Origin of the sequence: Caulobacter hibisci, assembly GCF_016135805.1 — a bacterium.
Taxonomy (GTDB): domain Bacteria; phylum Pseudomonadota; class Alphaproteobacteria; order Caulobacterales; family Caulobacteraceae; genus Caulobacter; species Caulobacter hibisci.
This window is the reverse complement of record NZ_JADWOX010000006.1, coordinates 107,021-123,436: the sequence shown is the minus strand read 5'-3', so window position 1 is coordinate 123,436 and position 16,416 is coordinate 107,021. Positions and strand designations below refer to the sequence as shown.

Sequence of the window (16,416 nt, the reverse complement as noted above, 5' to 3'; positions counted from 1 at the left end):
CAGGCGCGAGGTGATGGCCTGGCGAACAAGGCGAAGCGGGCGCGTTGCTAATCCTGACGGGCCGCGGCGACGATCGCGCGGAAGGCCGTGGGCAGGAAGGTGACCTTGGCGTGCCTTTCGATTTCGACCTTCTCGCCGTCAAGGATTGCGGGGATTTCCCCATGGGCCAGGACGTCGACGCATTTGACCTTGGCGCGCGTGACGGACGGATCGTTGCGCCACCCGTCGAAGGCGGCGTGAAAGGCCAGACCGAACAGCCCCGCGGCGGTCCCCGGATCCAGGGCCACCGCCTCAAGCGCCTCTTCCTCCCCGGCCATGGCCTGGGAGATCAACGGACAGATCACCGCCACGGCGTCAGCCGAGCCCGCCATCGCCCCGAACTCGTAGTCGATGGCGTCCGAAAGACTGCGGCGGGTCGCCGTGACCGCTCTCTTGGCGGCTTCGACCAGATCGCCTTCGCGCACCGCCTCCCGCGCGTCCGCCCAAAGGGACGGCGCTCCGAAGATGGCGGCGCAATAGAATCTGTGTCCCTCGGCCTCGCCGCCGCTGACGACCTTGATTTGAGGGTCCGCCAGCGTCGCCCTCAAGGCCGACGGCCAATCGGCCGTGCCGTAGAGCGCCTTTGGGAGCATGTTCATCGTCCCGCCCGGCAGCGGGATCAGAAAGGGTCCCTCGGCGCCGCACAGGGTCGCTGCGCCGCCGATGGTGCCGTCGCCGCCCAACACCACAAGCACATCGGCGTTCGCGACGGCCGTCCTGAGCGCCCTGGCCACCTCGGACGGCTCGACCACATGCATCTCCACGTCGTGGAGCCCGGCCTCCTCGAAGATCTTCTGCGCCTGGCTATGAGCCTCGGCGTCGCAACTGCCGCTGCCGGTGTTGAACACCGCGACGATGCGGCCGGCGAGCGCCTGCTGAACATCTGACATCTAAGAACCCCGCCTGACCAAATGGTCCCGCTTGCGAGGTCCTTGAACGCATTGGTCCGCAAAAGGATCGGCTTTGAACGCTAGCGACGCTCGCCTGTCAGACGCCGAACCGAGTGACCGGCTTACGGGGCGTCCGCCCGCGCGCGGGTCAGACACCGACGGGCGACCCAGGCCACCGCGCCGACCCCCAGCGCCCAAGCACTAACAGACCTCAGCCGGGTGATAACGTGCGGCAAATCAGACCGGATAAATTCGGGAGCGCCGCCCCCGACGATCGCCACCCAGAGCCCGCCACAGATCAGCGCCAAGATCAAGGCTCCGGCCAGCGTCACCGTCGCAAGCCCTTCGTTGAGCCTATCGATCGTTTTGCGGCCTGACGTGGTCATCGCCAGAGTATAGGGCGCGGCCGCCGATCAGTGCGAGGCGATTTAGCCGAACCTCGTCAAGGAAGCGCCCTGCGCCGGCCGGCGGATCGCGGCTCGATCTCTATTGGCCGTCGCGCATTGATCGCGAGCGGGTTACCTAGACAGACGACGAGCCCTGTGGCGAGAGGCCGCGACGGCGCCCTAGGCGAGTTGGCTCGTCATTTTCCGCCCTGACCCGCAGCGACCTGCCAACCTGCCCTGGCGCGCCTTGATCGGCCAGAATGAGGGCGAAGGGAACGGGGAGTCGGGCTTGCCGTTCATGGCTCTCAGCCGGAGACCCAGCATGACCCCCGACGAACGCCTGACGATGCAGGACCCGCGCGAGCAATATCCCAAGCCGCCCTTCCCGGCCCAGCCGCAGGTCGCGCCGGGCTTGGCCGGCCGCATGGAGCCCCGGCCCGACCACGGCGAGACCAGCTACAAGGGCTCGGGCCGGCTGGCGGGCCGCAAGGCGCTGGTCACGGGCGCGGATTCCGGCATCGGGCGCGCCGCCGCCATCGCCTTCGCCCGGGAGGGCGCCGACGTGGCGATCGGCTATCTGCCCAGCGAGGACTCCGACGCCCGCGAGGTTATCACCCTGATCGAGGCCGAGGGCCGCAAGGCGGTCGCCCTGCCCGGCGACATCAAGGACGAGGCTTTCTGCCGCGACCTGGTCGCCCAGGCGGTGGCGGGCTTGGGCGGGCTCGACATCCTGGTCAACAACGCCGGCAAGCAAGTCACGCAAGCCCAGATCGAGGACATTTCCAGCGCCCAATTCGACCAGACGCTGAAGACCAATCTCTACGCCCTGTTCTGGATCACCAAGGCCGCCGAGCCGCATCTGAAGCCCGGCGCGGCGATCATCAACACCGCCTCGGTCCAGGCCTACGAGCCCTCCGAGGGCTTGCTCGACTACGCCACCACCAAGGCTGGCATCGTCGCCTTCACCAAGGCCCTGGCCAAGCAGATGGTCAAGAAGGGCGTGCGGGCCAACGCCGTGGCGCCGGGTCCGTTCTGGACGGCGCTGCAGCCCAGCGGCGGCCAGACCCAGGAGAAGGTCCAGCACTTCGGCGAGCAGTCGCAGTTGGGACGACCAGGCCAGCCCGTCGAGATCGCGCCGGTCTATGTGCTCCTGGCCTCGCAGGAGGCCAGCTTCATCACCGGAGAGGTCTACGGCGTCACCGGCGGCGCGGGCATCGCCTAGAACCGGCGACGCGCGTTGACGCGTCGCGGCCAGAGGGATTGGATGAACCCGAAGCGGAGGTCAGGACCATGGGTCAGGCTTGCGAATGGGCCGTCGTACGCTGTTCCGGCGGCTGGAACGTGATCTCGAACGCGCGACCGCTGCGTCGCTTCGACTATCGCGTCGACGCGGAAGAAGAAGCCCTGAGGCTCGCGGCCGCCGCTCAGAAACGCGGCGAAGAGGTCCGGGTGCTGGTGGAGGACGCCGACAGCCAGATGCGCGTGCTCAACGTAGGCTAGGCGGGACCATCCGAAGAGTCCTCCCACCGCCTCACTCCGGCGACCCCACCCGCAGTTCGACGCTCAACCCCTCGGCCGCCCAATCGAAAATGATCACGCCGTGAAGCTGACGCGCCAGACTGTTCATCAGGCGCGAGCCAAAGCCCCTGCGCTCGGGCGCCGCGACCGGGGGGCCGCCGCGTTCCTGCCAGTTCAGCGACCAGCCGACCGGCGTGGTCGACCAGCGGACGTCGACCACGCCTGCGGGAGCCGATAGCGCCCCGTACTTCGTCGCATTGGTCGCCAGTTCATGCAGGATCATGCTCAGGGGCTGGACCTTCTCGGCCGGGATCGAGATCTGGCCTCCAGCCAGACGCAGGCGGGCGGCACCGGCGACGGAGGAAAACAGCTCGTTGCGCACGATCTCGCCGATCAGGCCCGCGCGCCATTGGCTTTCGGCCAGCGCGCTCTGGGCCCGGGCCATGGATTCGATGCGCCCCTGAAGGGCCTGCCGGAACGCCTCGGGATCCTTGGCCTTGGTCAGCTTCACCACCGACTGGATGACCGCCAGGGAGTTGCGGGCGCGATGATCGACCTCGCGGATCAAGAGGTCGCGGGCCCCTTCGGCGTGCTTTCGAGCGCTGATGTCGATCGCCGTGCCGACGACCCGCTGGCACCGATCGGCCTCGTCGAACACACCTCTCCCCTTGGCCGCCACCCAGCGTTCCACGCCGTCGCTCGCGCCGATCGTGCGATATTCGACGTCATAGAGCGCCCTTTGGCGCGGGTCCGCCGCCGCCGCATAGGCCGCCGAGGTCGCCGCGCGGTCGTCCGGATGCAGGCCCTCGTAGAAGTCGCGCATCGACACGGGCGCGCCCGCTGGAACGCCGAACATCGCGCGCACGCGATCGTCCCAGTAGAGCGCGCCGTCGCCGCCTTCGACGTCCCAGAGCCCCACTTCGGCGTTCTCGGTCGCCAGGCGCAGCCGGGTCTCGCTTTCCAGGAGCGCCCGCTCGGCGGCCAGACGCGAGGTGATGTCGGTAATGATGGCGTAGACACCCTGGACCTCGCCGGCCTCGCCGTGGCGGGGGACGTAGTCGACCTGTATGTCCCGGGCGCCGCCGTCCGGATAGGCCATGTGGCTTTCGAAACAGACGCGCTCGCCTGTCAGCGCCGCCTCCAAATGTCCGCGGACGCCGCCATAGGCGCCTTCCCCCAGCACGTCGGCGACGGTCCGGCCAAGAATGACGTCGCGGTGTTGTCCGAACCACGCCTCGTAGGTGTGGTTGACGAAGCGATAGCGCTGGTCTGCGTCGATATAGGAGATCAGCAGCGGCGCCGCGTCGGTGACCCGTCGCAGTTCGGCCTCGCTCTTACGCAGCTCAGCTTCGGCGCCGACCCGCTCGACGACGGCCCACGACCGTTCGGTGACCTCGCGCACGAGCGCCAACTCCCGTTCGGTCCAGCTATGGGGACCGACATGATGGACGGCCATCAGCGCTCGAAGCCGCCCGTCCCGCCGCAACGGCATGCAGATCGTCGACCCGATGCCGATGGCCTGGAACGTGGCGGCTTCATGCGGGGCGATCTCGACGCGGTTGTCGTTGATCACCAGGGGCTCGCCGCGCGACAGGTTCGCGACCGCCATCTGGCCAAAATCGGCGAGACTGTAATGTCCGATGATCGAGGGCGAGCCTGGCGCGGACCAGTCTCCACGAATGGTGAAGCCGTCTTGGTCCTCATCCATGTCCGCATAGGCGCAAATCGCGACGCCGAGATGTTCGCCCAGCAGCCGCGTCGTCGCCGCCATCACCGCATCGGCGCCGCCAAGCCCGGTGACGGTGCGGGTCAACCGGTCGAGAAAGAGCAGGGTGTTTTCGCTTTCCTGGCGAGCCTCGCCTTCGAGCACGCTGGAGGTCGTCTCGACGCAGACGCAAAGCACGCCTGGAACCCCGTGGTCATCGGGGACCGGGCTGTAGGAAAAGGTGAACCATGCGCGCTCAGGCCTGCCCGCCCTCAGCAAGGTCACCTCCAGATCTTCAAAGACGCTGGCCTCGCCCGCGAACGCCCGGTCGATCACCGGTTCGATCTGATCGCGAACCTCCGGCCAGACGTCCCAAAAGCTTTGTCCCAGCGCCCATGGATGCTTTTCGCCCAAGATCGCCCGGTAGGCGTCGTTATAGATCAGGGCGCGCGAGTCCCCCCAGACCAGGAACATCGGGAAGGCCGCGTTCAGCACCACCCCAGCCACCTGCCGTAGAGGGGTGGGCCAGGACGCGACGCTTCCCAGGCGCGCGTCGGACCAGCCGCCAGTTTCCAGTCGCCCCGCGACGTCGCCGCGAGCCGCGACCGGAAAACTGGCAAGACTCATTTCGCGAACAATCCAGTGGGTGGCGAGGACCTCTCGCATAGAGCCCGATATCCCAAACGCCAAAGCAAAGCTTCAGTTGCCTCGCGCCCCGCCCGTCGGGTTGGAGGTCGCAAGCCTGGGATCGAAGGGGGGAAAGCCCTTCCCCGCGCCAACCTGCCCACCGGTCGCGATGATCGCGCGTGCGGCTTTCAGTCACCGCGCGGCCGGTTGGGAACGGGTTGCGACGCCTCGCGCTTGGTGATCGAAGGGACTTTGCATGACCGACCTCACCGCGGCGACGGCGATGGAAGCGCGGTCGGCCGATCGACTGCCGACGGATCCAGGGTGGTGGTATGAACCCAAATGGGACGGCTTTCGCTGCCTGGCTTTCCGGCATGGCCAGAGCATTCTCCTCCAGGCCAAGTCCGGCAAGCCGCTGACCCGCTACTTCCCCGAGATCGTCGCCAGCCTGCAGGCCCTACCCGAGGCGCATTTCGTGCTCGACGGCGAGCTGTTGATCGACACCAACGGCGCCTTCTCGTTCGAGGCCCTGCAGATGCGGCTCCACCCGGCGGCCAGCCGCATCCAGCGATTGGCGCGCGAGACGCCCGCGGTGCTGGCCGCCTTCGACCTGCTCCAAGCCCCGGACGGCGCTGACCTCAGAGCCCTGGCCCATCGTAAGCGCCATGCGGCGCTGGCGGCCTTCGTCGAGCGCCATCAGAGCCCTCGCCTGAGCTTGACCCCGGGAACGGCGGATCCATCGCTGGCCCAGACCTGGCTGGACGAAGGAAAGCTGGAGGGCGTCGTCGCCAAGCGCCTGGACGGTCCCTATGCGGAGGGCGAGCGGGCGATGATCAAGGTCAAGCGGCAACGCACGGCCGACTGCGTCGTCGGCGGCTTTCGCTATGGCAAGGATAGCGCGTGGGTCGGCTCGCTCCTTCTGGGCCTCTATGACGACGCCGGCCGCCTCAACCACGTCGGGTTCACCTCGGGCCTGGCCGCCGCCGACAAGCCGGCGCTCACCGCGCGTCTTGAGGCCCTGGCCGGCGGCAGCGGCTTCACGGGCGAGGCGCCCGGCGGCCCCAGCCGCTGGTCGACCGAGCGCTCGGCCCAGTGGACGCCGCTCGCCCCCGAAATCGTGGTGGAGGTCTCGTTCGATCACGTGTCGGCCGGTCGCTTTCGGCACGGGACCAGATTGATCCGCTTTCGGCCCGACAAGGCCCCGGCGCAGTGCCGGATGGAGCAGATCGATTAACAAGGACAGGATGATGCCGGCGACTTTGCGTATCGGCTGCTCGGGCTGGACCTACGACGATTGGCGCGGTCCGTTCTATCCGCCAACCGTGCGGCAGAAGGACCGGCTGGCCTATTACGCCACGGCGTTCAACACCACCGAGATCAATGGCAGCTTTTACCGCCTGCCCAAGCAAGAGACGGTGACGGCCTGGGCCGCGCAAGCGCCCGACGATTTCGTCTTCGCCTGGAAGGTGTCGCGCTACATCACGCACAACAAAAAACTCAAGGACTGCCAGGACAGCGTCGATCTGGTCTTCGGCAGGATGGCGCCGCTGGGCGACAAGGCTGGCCCGGCCCTGGTCCAACTGCCGCCGATGCTTCACCGCGACGACGAGCGTCTCAAGCGCTTTTTGTCGTGGATCCCCAAAGGCCAGCGCGTCACCGTGGAGTTTCGTCACGCCAGCTGGTATGCGCCTGCCGTGCTCGACATCCTGCGCGATCATGGCGCGGCGTTCTGCATCTCCGATCACCACGACGCGCCTTCGCCCTGGGACGTCACCGCCGACTTCGCCTATGTACGCGGTCACGGCCCCGGCGGCCGCTATCATGGGCGTTACTCAGCCACGGCGCTGGACCATTGGGCGACTTGGATCAACGAGCAGCGCCGGGGCGGCGTCGCCGTGTTCAGCTACTTCGACAATGACGTGAAAAGCGCCGCACCGAGCGACGCGAAGGCCCTGATCGAACGCCTCGGCCAGAGCGACCCAAGGCCCTGAGGCCGCAATCCACCGTCCCGCCGGACGCTCCGGGCGCTCTGACGCGCGTCCGCAAAGCGCCCGCGTGACGGCCTTGGTCAGTCCGCGCCGTTTCCCGGGTCTTCGGCTGACGGATCGCCCGTCTCGCCGGTCTTGCGGGTCGGGTCCAAAGCGGGCGTTGGCGGCGCCTCCAGGCCCGCTTCGTTCTTTGGCGAGCGTTGCTGCGCAGCGGTCGACGGATCCTGGGTCATCAGCGCTCTCCAGAGCCGGGCTCGGCCATCTTGCGGTGCTGCTCGGCCAGGACGCTCTGCGGCGTCACCGCCGCCATGGCCGCCTGCAGCTTGTTCTTGAAGCCGGCCACGACATCGCCATCGCCCTTCTGCATCGCGCGCCAGCCGGTCAGGGCGACGTCGGCGGGGTCGGCCTTCCTCGGATCGGCGCCGACCTTGGTGTCGAGCATGTCGGCGCGTTCGAAGAACTCGGTGTCGGTGGGGCCGGGCATCAGGCAGCTGACGGTGACGTTGGTGTCCTTCAGCTCGTTGCGCAGGGCCCAGGCGAAGCTGTCGAGGAAGGCCTTGGTGCCGTTGTAGATCGCCTGGAATGAGCCCGGCATCAGGCCGGCGATCGATCCGGTGATCAGGATTTTGCCCCGATCGCGTTCGCGCATGTCCCGGGCGATCTGCTGGATCAGATAGACGGTGCCGGTGATGTTGGTGTCGATCACCCGCCGCGCCTGCGCCCAATCCTGGTCGAGGAACCCGTGGCCCAGGCCCCGGCCGGCGTTGGCCAGCAGGGCGTCGACCTGCCGGTCCCCGATCATCTCGACCAGATCGTCGACGCCCTCGGTGGTCGAAAGATCCACCTGCAGGGCGTCAATGCGGCCGCCGTGCTGCTCGAGCCCGGCCTTGGCCTCGACGATAGAGGGATCGTCAGCGGCGATGATCAGGTCATAGCCGTCCTCGGCCGCCAGCCGGGCCAGCTCGTAGCCGATGCCCGACGAGGCGCCGGTGACCACGGCCAGGGGGCGAAGATCCTCGATCATCACGCGGCTTCCTTCTGCCAGTCGGGCTTGAGGACGACCTTGGTCACCTCGTTCTGGTTTTCCTTGAACATCTTGTAGCCGTCAGGGGCGCTCTCGAGCGGCAGGCGGTGGCTGATCAGGAAGGTGGTGTCGATGACGCCCTCCCCGATAAGGTCCAACAGCGGCCTCAGATACTTGTGGACGTGGGTCTGGCCCGTGCGGATCTGCAGGCCCTTCTCCATCAGGGCCCCGATCGGGATCTTGTCGCCCATGCCGCCGTAGACGCCGGGAATCGAGACGCGGCCGCCGGTGCGGCAGGCCATCAAAACCTCGCGCAGCACATGGGGCCGGTCGGTGCCGAGGCGGGTGGCGACCTTGACCGCGTCGAGCACGTTGTCGATCGAGAAGCCGTGGCTCTCCATGCCGACCGCGTCGATGCAGGCGTCCGGCCCGATGCCGCCGGTCATGGCCATCAGGGCCTCGCGCACCTTCACGTCATGATAGTTGATCACCTGGGCGCCCATCCCCTTGGCCAGGTCCAGGCGGTGAGGATGGTGGTCGATGGCGATGACCTTGTGCGCGCCCATGATCAGGGCGCTCTGGATCGCGAACAGGCCCACGGGACCGCAGCCCCAGACCGCGACGGTGTCGCCCGGCTCGATCTGGCAGTTCTCGGCCGCCATCCAGCCGGTGGGCAGGATGTCGGACAGGAACAGCACCTTGTCGTCCTCCAGCCCGTCGGGAATGACGATCGGGCCGACGTCGCTATAGGGCACGCGGACATACTCCGCTTGGCCGCCGGCATAGCCGCCGGTCATGTGCGAATAGCCAAACAGTCCCGTCATCGCCGTGCCGTAGGCGATCTCGCCCAGGTCCTGGGTCTCGGCCGGATTGGAGTTCTCGCAGCCCGAGAACTGCTGCTTTTCGCAGTGAAAGCACTTGCCGCAGGCGATCACGAACGGGACCACGACCCGTTGCCCCTTCTGCAGGGTCGAGCCCGGACCGGTCTCGACGACCTCGCCCATGAACTCATGGCCCAGAATATCGCCCCGCTCCATCGAGGGGATCATGCTGTCGTAGAGGTGCAGGTCCGAGCCGCAGATGGCGGTCGAGGTGATCTTGATGATCGCGTCGCGGGGATTGATGATCTTCGGGTCGGGCACGGTGTCCATGCGGACATCGTGTTTGCCGTGCCAGGTCAGGGCGCGCATGGGCGTCTCCGTCTTATCAAATGAGGGTTCGGCTCAGCCTTGCGGCGCGGCTTCGGGGGATTTGGTGGTCGAGATCTCGCCGGTCTCCATCAGCTGCTTGAAGCGGCGAAGCTCGCGGCGGGCCTGGATCTTCGGCTCCTTCTGGAAGAGCTTGGCGATCAGCTTGCCCAGGTCGCCGCCGGGCGGCTCGTAGACGATGGTGGCCGTAACCTCGGTCCCTCGACCGGGCGGAGCGTCTTTGAATTCGATGCGGCCAGCGTTCTTGATATCGGCGCCCTCGACCGACTCCCAGGCCAGGACCTCGTTCTCGACGTCCTCGGTGAGACGGCTGTCCCATTCGACGGTCTTGCCCGCCGGGGCCATGACGACCCAGTGCGAGCGACCGCCTTCGCCGGGGGTGACGCTTTCGACGTTCTCCATGAACAGGGCCAGGTTCCGGAAGTCGCGCCAGAAGGCGTAGAGCTCATTGCGCGGCCGATTGATCGTGACGGTGCGGCCGACAAGGGCCGCAGCATGCCAGTCGTGCTCCTCGGCGACCGCGTGGGCGACGTCGCGCTGGTGGACGGCGGCGGTCAGCGGCGCGTCGCTTTCCAGCGCGCGGGCGATGGTCTCATCGGACATGGGAATGCTCCTCCTGCCCGGTCTGAACTGCTCGCCAACCCGGCAGTTCCTAAGGCAGAGGCAGAGATCCGCGGCTCGCCCGCTCCGACAACTCACTGCGCCGCCAGCACGCCCGCCGGGCCGGCGCCTAGCCTGGATCGCCAAGCCGAACCCAGGTCGGGGCATGGTCGCTGGTCTTGTCCCATCCGCGGACGTGGCGATCGACGCCTGCGTCTAAGAGGCGAGGCGCGAGACCAGGGCTCAGCAAAAGATGATCGATGCGCAGGCCCGCGTCTCGCGCATAGGCGTTCCGAAAATAGTCCCAGAAGGTGTAGATGCGCTCGTCGGGATGAAGATGGCGCAATGCGTCGGTCCAGCCTTGCGCCACCAGACGTCGGTAGGCCGCGCGAACTTCCGGCCGGAACAGGGCGTCGTCCAGCCAGCGTTCGGGCTTGTAGACGTCCAGCTCGGTGGGCATGACATTGTAGTCTCCCGCGAGGACGACCGGAATGTCCTGGGCGATCAGCGCGGCGGCGTGGGCGTGAAAGCGCTCGAACCAGCGCAGCTTGTAATCGAACTTCGGGCCCGGCGCCGGATTGCCGTTGGGCAGGTAGAGGCAGCCGATCAGCACGCCGCCGACGGCCGCCTCGATATAGCGGCTGTGCAGGTCGTCGACGTCGCCGGGCAAGCCCCGGCGCGTCTCATGCGGCTCGCCCCCTTTGGCCAGGATCGCCACGCCGTTCCAGCTCTTCTGGCCCAGCCAGATGGCGCCGTAGCCTGCCGCCTGGATCGCCGGAAGCGGAAACTTCTCCTGCGGCGCCTTCAACTCCTGAAGGCAGACGACGTCCGGCTGCGCCTCGGCCAGCCACCGCAACAGCACAGGCAGGCGCCCATTGACGCCGTTGACATTGTAGGTGGCGATCTTCACGCGCGGCCCTCCGCGGCGGCGGCGGAGCGCCAAACAGATTTGGTGGGGACTGGAGACATGGGCGCTCCTGGTGCGACGGTCTCCCGACCAACGCGCGGGTGCTGGCTCCGGCGCCCGGGGAACTGCACGGCGCGGGGCGGCTTACCCAGGCATGATCACGCCTCGCCCCGCTCCGACCGTCCGCCTGGCCGACGAATATCTGGCCGAACACTACCCCAACGCCTTCGAACGCGCCGCCGACCGCTGGATCCATCTTGTCGCTCTGCTCGTGGCGGCGATCGGAGCGGCCTGGCTCGTTGAACGGGCGATGACCTCCGGCAGGCCTGGCATGGTCATCGCCGCCGCGCTCTATGGCGCGGCCCTGATCTGCATGTTGTCCTTCTCGGCGATCTACAATCTCAGCCACGTCTCGACCGCCCGCCCGGCCTTGCGGCGTCTCGACGAGGCCGGAATCTTCCTGATGATCGCCGGATCCTATACTCCGTTCACCACCCAGCGGCTGGACGGGGCGTGGGCGATCGGCATGACCGCGCTGGTCTGGTCGATCGCGCTTGCCGGCATCCTCGGCAAGCTGGCCTGGCCGACGATTTCCGAGCGCGCCTGGACGGGCGTCTACGTCGTGTTCGGCTGGGTCGCGGTGCTGGTGCTCGAGCCCCTGCGCCACAGCCTTCCGGTCGCGGCCTTCGCCCTGTTGGTCGCCGGCGGCCTGACCTACACTGGCGGCGCCCTGCTGTTTCTCAATCCGCGCCTGCCCTACCGCAGAGCCGTCTGGCACGGCTTTGTCTGCGCCGGAGCCGGTTTGCATTTCGCGGCGATCGCCTGCGGCGTCGTGCTCGGGCCGGCTGTCCTGGCGCGATGATCGACCTGTTTGACCGCCCGGTCGAGGAGGTGGCGCGCGCGCTCATCGGGGCAAGCCTCTTCTTCGAAGGCGTCGGCGGGATCATCGTCGAGACCGAGGCCTACGACGCCGATGATCCGGCCTCCCACAGTTTCGCCGGTCCCACGTCGCGTAACGCGCCGATGTTTGGCCCGCCAGGCCGGGCCTATGTCTACCGATCCTACGGCCTGCACTGGTGCCTGAACCTTGTCTGCGGGCGACGGCCCGGCGCAGCGGTGCTGTTTCGCGCGCTGGAGCCGACGGCGGGGGTCGAGGTGATGATCGCGCGGCGGGGGCTCATGGACCCACGCCGGCTGGCGGCTGGTCCCGGCCGGCTGTGCCAGGCCCTGGGCGTCGGGCGCGAGCAAAACCAGATGGTGATGACCCAACCGCCCTTCCATCTCGCGCCGGCGGCCGCGCGGCGTCGTTGTCGCCGTCGGCCCGCGCATCGGCATCACCAAGGCGGTCGACAGGCCCTGGCGATTTGGCTTGCTGGGTTCGCGCTATCTCAGTCGTGGCTTTCCCCCTCCGACCATGTCTCCACGCGCGATAGCCGGTCCCACGGCCGAAGAATGATGGAACAATCGGCCGTGGCGGGGCCTTCTAGCCGGCCAATCGCCTGCAGGGGGCCCCTATGCACGAACACGCTGGCCGCCCGGCCCGACCGGAAGACCTCATCGACCTGGACGCGCTGACGGGCGCCTATTTCGATGTCCGCCCCGACGCCGCCAACCCCGCCCAGCGCGTGGCCTTCGGCACCTCCGGCCACCGGGGCTCCAGCCTGGACGGCGCCTATAATGAGACCCACATCCTGGCGATCACCCAGGCGATCGTGGAATATCGCGCCGCCCAGGGGATCACCGGCCCGGTCTTCGTCGGCCGCGACACCCATGGCCTGTCCGAGCCGTCCTGGCGCACCGCCATCGAGGTGCTGGTCGCCAACGGCGTGGAGACCCTGGTCGACGCGCGCGACGGCTTCACCCCCACCCCGGCGGTGTCGCACGCCATCCTGCGCTTCAACCGGGCGGGCGGCGCCCAGGCCGACGGGATCCTGCTGACAGCCTCGCACAATCCGCCGCGCGACGGCGGCATCAAGTACAATCCCCCCACCGGCGGCCCGGCCGGCGGCGAGGCCACCGGTCCGATCGCCGCGCGCGCCAACCAGCTGATCGAGGGTGGCCTCAAGGACGTCAAGCGCGTGCCGTTCGAGCGGGCGATCGCCGCGGCCGGCCGCTACGACTTTCTGGCCGCCTATATCGACGACCTCCCCAGCGTGCTGGACCTGGACCTGATCCGCGCCGCCGGCGTGAAGATCGGGGCCGACCCGCTGGGCGGGGCCAGCGTCGGCTACTGGGGCGAGATCGCCGACCGCCACCGGCTGGACCTGACCGTGGTCAACGACGCGGTCGATCCGCGCTGGGCCTTCATGCCGCTGGATAACGACGGCAAGATCCGCATGGACTGCTCGTCGTCGGCGGCCATGGCCAACCTGATCGGCGCTATGGCCGGCGGCGCGGGCTATGACGTGGCCACCGGCAACGACGCCGACGCCGACCGCCACGGCATCGTCACGCCCGACGCCGGCCTGATGAACCCCAACCACTACCTGGCCGCCTCCATCGCCTACCTGTTCGCCCACCGCGAGGGCTGGGGCGCGGACGTGGCCGTGGGCAAGACCCTGGTCTCGTCCTCGATGATTGACCGCGTGGTGGCGGGCCTGGGCCGTCGCCTGCTGGAGGTGCCGGTCGGCTTCAAGCACTTCGTGCCCGGCCTGCTGGATGGTTCGGTGGGCTTTGGCGGCGAGGAGTCGGCCGGGGCTTCGTTCCTGCGCCGCGACGGCACGGTGTGGACCACCGACAAGGACGGCCTGCTGCTGGCCCTGCTGGCCGGCGAGATCCAGGCCAAGACGGGCCAGAGCGCCAGCCAGCTCTATGCCGGCCTGACCGGTACGGCGCCCCGGCCTACGCCCGCGTCGACGCGCCGGCCGACCGCGAGCAGAAGGCCCGTCTGGCCGCGCTGAGTCCCAGCGACGTCACCGCCACCACCCTGGCCGGCGAGCCGATCACCGCGGCCCTGACCAAGGCCCCCGGCAACGGCGAGGCGATCGGCGGGCTGAAGGTGACGACGCAGAACGCCTGGTTCGCGGCCCGGCCCTCGGGGACCGAGGACGTCTACAAGATCTATGCAGAATCGTTCCTGGGTCCCGATCACCTGAAGTCAGTGCAAGCCGAAGCCCGGGAGGTGGTGGGCGGAGCGCTGAAGGGCTGAGGGACGCCGCCGCCAGTCCCTTTGCGGCGCAATCGTCGGAACCTGGGCCGCCTTGTTGGTATTTCTCGTCCATGACCCAAGCTGCCTATGACACCCCCCTGGACGTCGCCTTAAGCGACGGCGACATCGTCATCTCCGGACCCGACGGGCCGGTCGGCTCCCTGACCGTGGACGCCGCCCTGCGATCGGCCGCGCGCCTGAAGGCTGTCGCCGAGGAAGCCGGCGGCCGCCAAGCGGGCGGCGGAGAAATCTACCAGAAGCCGCTCGGCTGACCGGGCCCGCACGACTCATACCGATCCAGCGGCTTCGCCGCCGCCACGGCGCGCGACCGATCACGGCTTAGAACGCGCCTAGGCCCGGCGCTCGGCCAGACCACCGAGCGCGCCGTATAGGCGTGCGAGGTCGATGGGCTTTTCGACGACGTCATCGATGCCGGCGCGGTGATAGGCCTCGACCTGGTGGGCCATGACATTAGCTGACAACGCGATGATCGGCGTCGCCGCACGGCCTTGCTCGGCCTCCCAGGCGCGGATCGCTCGCGTCGCCTCCATGCCGTTGAGGCCCGGCATCTGGATGTCCATCAGGACGACGTCGAAGGCGTCGATCTGGAAGGCCTGCACGGCTTGGACCCCATCGCCCACCACGCGAAGATCCACGCCCAGCGGCGCCAGCATCGATCGAAGGATCAGTTGGTTTGTCGGATTGTCTTCCGCGGCCAACACGCGGAGGGGCTCGCCCGGCTCGGCCAACGCGGTCGCCGGCTCGGCCGGCCTCTCCGCCGGCGGCGACGAGGCGCGCCGGAACGAAACGCGGACCTCGAAGGTCGAACCCTGGCCCAGCGTGCTGCGCACCTCGACGTCGCCGCCCATGAGCCGGGCGAGTTCCCGGCAGATCGCCAGGCCAAGACCTGTCCCCCCCGAAGCCGCGCGGCCCTGGCTGAACTTGTCGAACAGTTTCGAGAGCTCGGCCGGGTAGACGCCTGGGCCGGAGTCGATGACCGCCACGCAAAGCGCCTCGCCGTCCAGACGGGCGACAACGCTCACCCCGCCGGCCTGGGTGAACTTCACGGCGTTGGAGACCAGGTTCGAGATCACCTGGCGCAGACGAAGGTCATCGCCCAGCCAGCGTCCGGCGGCCGAGGGCTCCACGCTGACGTCGAGCGTCAGGTCGCGCTGGGCGGCCAGATAGACGAAGGGCCCGCAGGCCGCCTGGAGCGCCGCTGAAAGGTCGAACTCGCGCTCGCGCAGGTCCAAGCGGCCGGCCTGGATCTTGGACAGGTCCAGAATGTCGTTGAGCAAGGCCATCAGGGTCTCGCCTGATTGGCGGATGACCCCTAGGCGCTCGCGTTGCAGTGGCGTCGGCGCTTCGGTCTCCATGACCTGCGCCATGCCCAGGATACCGTGGAGCGGCGTTCGAATCTCGTGGGAGACATTGGCCAGGAAGGCGCTTTGCGCGGCGTTCGCGGCCTCGGCGGCGTCCCGCGCCGCAATGAGCTCGGCCTGATCCAGGCGCTGGGCGGTAATGTCCTGCACAGCGCCGCGAAGGACGTCGCCCGAGACGTCCTTCTCGCCAAACAACCGCACCCACAGCACCGATCGGTCGGCCCGGGTCACCGGAAGGTCCAGGGCGAAGGGCTCGCCCGTGGCGCGACAGTGCAGCATCGCCGCGCGTAACTGTTCGCGGTTCTCGCCGGTGAAGACCGCCGCGGCGTCTTCGAGAGCGAGGCCGCGAGGCGGTAGATCCATCAGCGTCCAGATCTCGTCGGACCAGAAGATCTCCCCGCGGCCATAGTCGATTTCCCACGCGCCAAGCTTGGCCACCAGACCCGCCGCCCGCAAGGCCGCGGACTGCCGGGCCATGTCGCGCGCGCTTTGCTCGGCCGCCAGCCGGCCTTGCACGAGATCGGTGACGTCGCGGGTGATCGCCAGGATGGCGATTACATCGCCTTGCGGGTCACGCAGCGGCGAGACCGTCAGGTCGCAGTGGCGAACGCCCCTGGGCGTTTGGCAAGGCGTGGAAAGCCGCAACGTCGCACCATGGCCAGCGCCGGTCACGGCGCCTTCAGCGTCATGACGCACCTCGACGGGAAGAAAGTCGGTCCACAGGCGTCCTTCGAGCGCGCCGCTCGATTGGCTGAGGAACGCACAGCCGGCGGCGTTGATCGACAACAGCCGTCCCTCGAGGTCCAGGATCTTCACGCAGTCAGGACTGGATTCCAGAACCTGAGCGAGGTTGCCCACGCCGCCGACGTCTAGTCCGTGAAAGTGAATAGGCATGGGCGTCCGGATCCGCTGCGCGGCGGGCATCTTCGGGAAACAAAACGCGGGAAGCGATCATCCATGCGCGCAACCCGCGGACGGGCGCGCGCCGATCCAC

The 16,416-nt window shown here is 68.2% G+C and carries 15 protein-coding genes and 1 pseudogene; 8 read left to right on the top strand and 8 right to left on the bottom strand.

The window, feature by feature from the left end; all coding sequences use genetic code 11:
- Positions 1 to 47: 47 nt before the first annotated feature.
- Positions 48 to 887, bottom strand: a complete 840-nt coding sequence (locus I4Q42_RS10855) for a diacylglycerol/lipid kinase family protein (RefSeq protein ID WP_198576089.1) — start codon at positions 885 to 887, stop codon at positions 48 to 50.
- A gap of 750 nt (positions 888 to 1,637) precedes the next feature.
- Here I4Q42_RS10855 and I4Q42_RS10850 point away from each other — a divergent pair.
- Both I4Q42_RS10850 and I4Q42_RS10845 read left to right on the top strand, forming a co-directional pair.
- Entirely contained in the window at positions 1,638 to 2,537 is a 900-nt protein-coding gene (locus I4Q42_RS10850) for an SDR family oxidoreductase (RefSeq protein ID WP_232793038.1), read from the top strand.
- A gap of 68 nt (positions 2,538 to 2,605) precedes the next feature.
- Entirely contained in the window at positions 2,606 to 2,815 is a 210-nt protein-coding gene (locus I4Q42_RS10845) for a hypothetical protein (protein WP_198576088.1), read from the top strand.
- 31 nt (positions 2,816 to 2,846) lie between these two features.
- Here I4Q42_RS10845 and I4Q42_RS10840 read toward each other — a convergent pair whose 3' ends face one another.
- On the bottom strand, positions 2,847 to 5,204 hold the full coding sequence (locus I4Q42_RS10840; RefSeq protein WP_198576087.1) for a PAS domain-containing protein: 2,358 nt from the start codon (positions 5,202 to 5,204) through the stop codon (positions 2,847 to 2,849).
- A 217-nt stretch (positions 5,205 to 5,421) separates the two neighbouring features.
- Here I4Q42_RS10840 and I4Q42_RS10835 point away from each other — a divergent pair, with 217 nt between their 5' ends.
- Entirely contained in the window at positions 5,422 to 6,399 is a 978-nt protein-coding gene (locus I4Q42_RS10835; protein ID WP_198576086.1) for an ATP-dependent DNA ligase, read from the top strand.
- 13 nt (positions 6,400 to 6,412) lie between these two features.
- Complete coding sequence (locus I4Q42_RS10830) at positions 6,413 to 7,156, top strand: DUF72 domain-containing protein (protein ID WP_198576085.1); 744 nt, start codon at positions 6,413 to 6,415, stop codon at positions 7,154 to 7,156.
- A gap of 77 nt (positions 7,157 to 7,233) precedes the next feature.
- Here the strand turns inward: I4Q42_RS10830 and I4Q42_RS10825 are convergent, their stop codons facing one another.
- The 5 genes from I4Q42_RS10825 to xth all read right to left on the bottom strand — a co-directional run bounded on the left by I4Q42_RS10825 (position 7,234) and on the right by xth (position 10,895).
- Positions 7,234 to 7,386 (bottom strand): hypothetical protein, encoded by a 153-nt coding sequence (locus I4Q42_RS10825; protein ID WP_198576084.1) that lies wholly within the window; start codon positions 7,384 to 7,386, stop codon positions 7,234 to 7,236.
- Complete coding sequence (locus I4Q42_RS10820; RefSeq protein ID WP_198576083.1) at positions 7,386 to 8,177, bottom strand: SDR family NAD(P)-dependent oxidoreductase; 792 nt, start codon at positions 8,175 to 8,177, stop codon at positions 7,386 to 7,388. Before I4Q42_RS10820 ends, I4Q42_RS10825 begins: the two co-directional genes overlap by 1 nt.
- Positions 8,177 to 9,367, bottom strand: coding sequence for a zinc-dependent alcohol dehydrogenase (locus tag I4Q42_RS10815; RefSeq protein ID WP_198576082.1), 1,191 nt, complete (start codon positions 9,365 to 9,367; stop codon positions 8,177 to 8,179). Before I4Q42_RS10815 ends, I4Q42_RS10820 begins: the two co-directional genes overlap by 1 nt.
- A gap of 33 nt (positions 9,368 to 9,400) precedes the next feature.
- Positions 9,401 to 9,988 (bottom strand): SRPBCC family protein, encoded by a 588-nt coding sequence (locus tag I4Q42_RS10810; protein WP_198576081.1) that lies wholly within the window; start codon positions 9,986 to 9,988, stop codon positions 9,401 to 9,403.
- Between the two features lie 127 nt (positions 9,989 to 10,115).
- Positions 10,116 to 10,895: an exodeoxyribonuclease III gene (gene xth, locus I4Q42_RS10805; protein ID WP_198576080.1), complete on the bottom strand. Its 780-nt coding sequence runs from the start codon at positions 10,893 to 10,895 to the stop codon at positions 10,116 to 10,118.
- A gap of 151 nt (positions 10,896 to 11,046) precedes the next feature.
- On the opposite strand from xth, the gene trhA reads away from it, so the two are divergent.
- The 4 genes and pseudogenes from trhA to I4Q42_RS10785 all read left to right on the top strand — a co-directional run bounded on the left by trhA (position 11,047) and on the right by I4Q42_RS10785 (position 14,312).
- Positions 11,047 to 11,754, top strand: coding sequence for a PAQR family membrane homeostasis protein TrhA (trhA, locus tag I4Q42_RS10800; RefSeq protein WP_198576079.1), 708 nt, complete (start codon positions 11,047 to 11,049; stop codon positions 11,752 to 11,754).
- Positions 11,751 to 12,467 (top strand): DNA-3-methyladenine glycosylase, encoded by a 717-nt coding sequence (locus I4Q42_RS10795; RefSeq protein ID WP_232793037.1) that lies wholly within the window; start codon positions 11,751 to 11,753, stop codon positions 12,465 to 12,467. The genes trhA and I4Q42_RS10795 overlap by 4 nt, the downstream gene beginning before the upstream one ends.
- Positions 12,407 to 14,040 (top strand): annotated as a pseudogene (pgm, locus tag I4Q42_RS10790) (phosphoglucomutase (alpha-D-glucose-1,6-bisphosphate-dependent)). The gene I4Q42_RS10795 and the pseudogene pgm overlap by 61 nt, the downstream one beginning before the upstream one ends.
- Positions 14,041 to 14,111: 71 nt before the next feature.
- The gene (locus tag I4Q42_RS10785) at positions 14,112 to 14,312 is read left to right on the top strand and encodes a hypothetical protein (protein WP_198576078.1); all 201 of its coding nucleotides are present in this window, start codon (positions 14,112 to 14,114) and stop codon (positions 14,310 to 14,312) included.
- A 78-nt stretch (positions 14,313 to 14,390) separates the two neighbouring features.
- On the opposite strand, the gene I4Q42_RS10780 is transcribed toward I4Q42_RS10785, so the two are convergent.
- Positions 14,391 to 16,316, bottom strand: a complete 1,926-nt coding sequence (locus I4Q42_RS10780) for an ATP-binding protein (RefSeq protein WP_198576077.1) — start codon at positions 16,314 to 16,316, stop codon at positions 14,391 to 14,393.
- Between the last annotated feature and the right edge of the window lie 100 nt (positions 16,317 to 16,416).

Excerpts from the sequence above, each read along its gene's own strand:
- trhA (WP_198576079.1), top strand. The coding sequence starts at position 11,047 with ATGATCACGCCTCGCCCCGCTCCGACCGTCCGCCTGGCCGACGAATAT.
- I4Q42_RS10810 (WP_198576081.1), bottom strand. The coding sequence starts at position 9,988 with ATGTCCGATGAGACCATCGCCCGCGCGCTGGAAAGCGACGCGCCGCTG.
- I4Q42_RS10825 (WP_198576084.1), bottom strand. The coding sequence starts at position 7,386 with ATGACCCAGGATCCGTCGACCGCTGCGCAGCAACGCTCGCCAAAGAAC.
- I4Q42_RS10785 (WP_198576078.1), top strand. The coding sequence starts at position 14,112 with ATGACCCAAGCTGCCTATGACACCCCCCTGGACGTCGCCTTAAGCGAC.
- I4Q42_RS10850 (WP_232793038.1), top strand. The coding sequence starts at position 1,638 with ATGACCCCCGACGAACGCCTGACGATGCAGGACCCGCGCGAGCAATAT.
- I4Q42_RS10795 (WP_232793037.1), top strand. The coding sequence starts at position 11,751 with ATGATCGACCTGTTTGACCGCCCGGTCGAGGAGGTGGCGCGCGCGCTC.
- I4Q42_RS10815 (WP_198576082.1), bottom strand. The coding sequence starts at position 9,367 with ATGCGCGCCCTGACCTGGCACGGCAAACACGATGTCCGCATGGACACC.
- I4Q42_RS10835 (WP_198576086.1), top strand. The coding sequence starts at position 5,422 with ATGACCGACCTCACCGCGGCGACGGCGATGGAAGCGCGGTCGGCCGAT.
- I4Q42_RS10820 (WP_198576083.1), bottom strand. The coding sequence starts at position 8,177 with ATGATCGAGGATCTTCGCCCCCTGGCCGTGGTCACCGGCGCCTCGTCG.
- I4Q42_RS10830 (WP_198576085.1), top strand. The coding sequence starts at position 6,413 with ATGCCGGCGACTTTGCGTATCGGCTGCTCGGGCTGGACCTACGACGAT.
- I4Q42_RS10840 (WP_198576087.1), bottom strand. The coding sequence starts at position 5,204 with ATGCGAGAGGTCCTCGCCACCCACTGGATTGTTCGCGAAATGAGTCTT.
- I4Q42_RS10780 (WP_198576077.1), bottom strand. The coding sequence starts at position 16,316 with ATGCCTATTCACTTTCACGGACTAGACGTCGGCGGCGTGGGCAACCTC.
- I4Q42_RS10845 (WP_198576088.1), top strand. The coding sequence starts at position 2,606 with ATGGGTCAGGCTTGCGAATGGGCCGTCGTACGCTGTTCCGGCGGCTGG.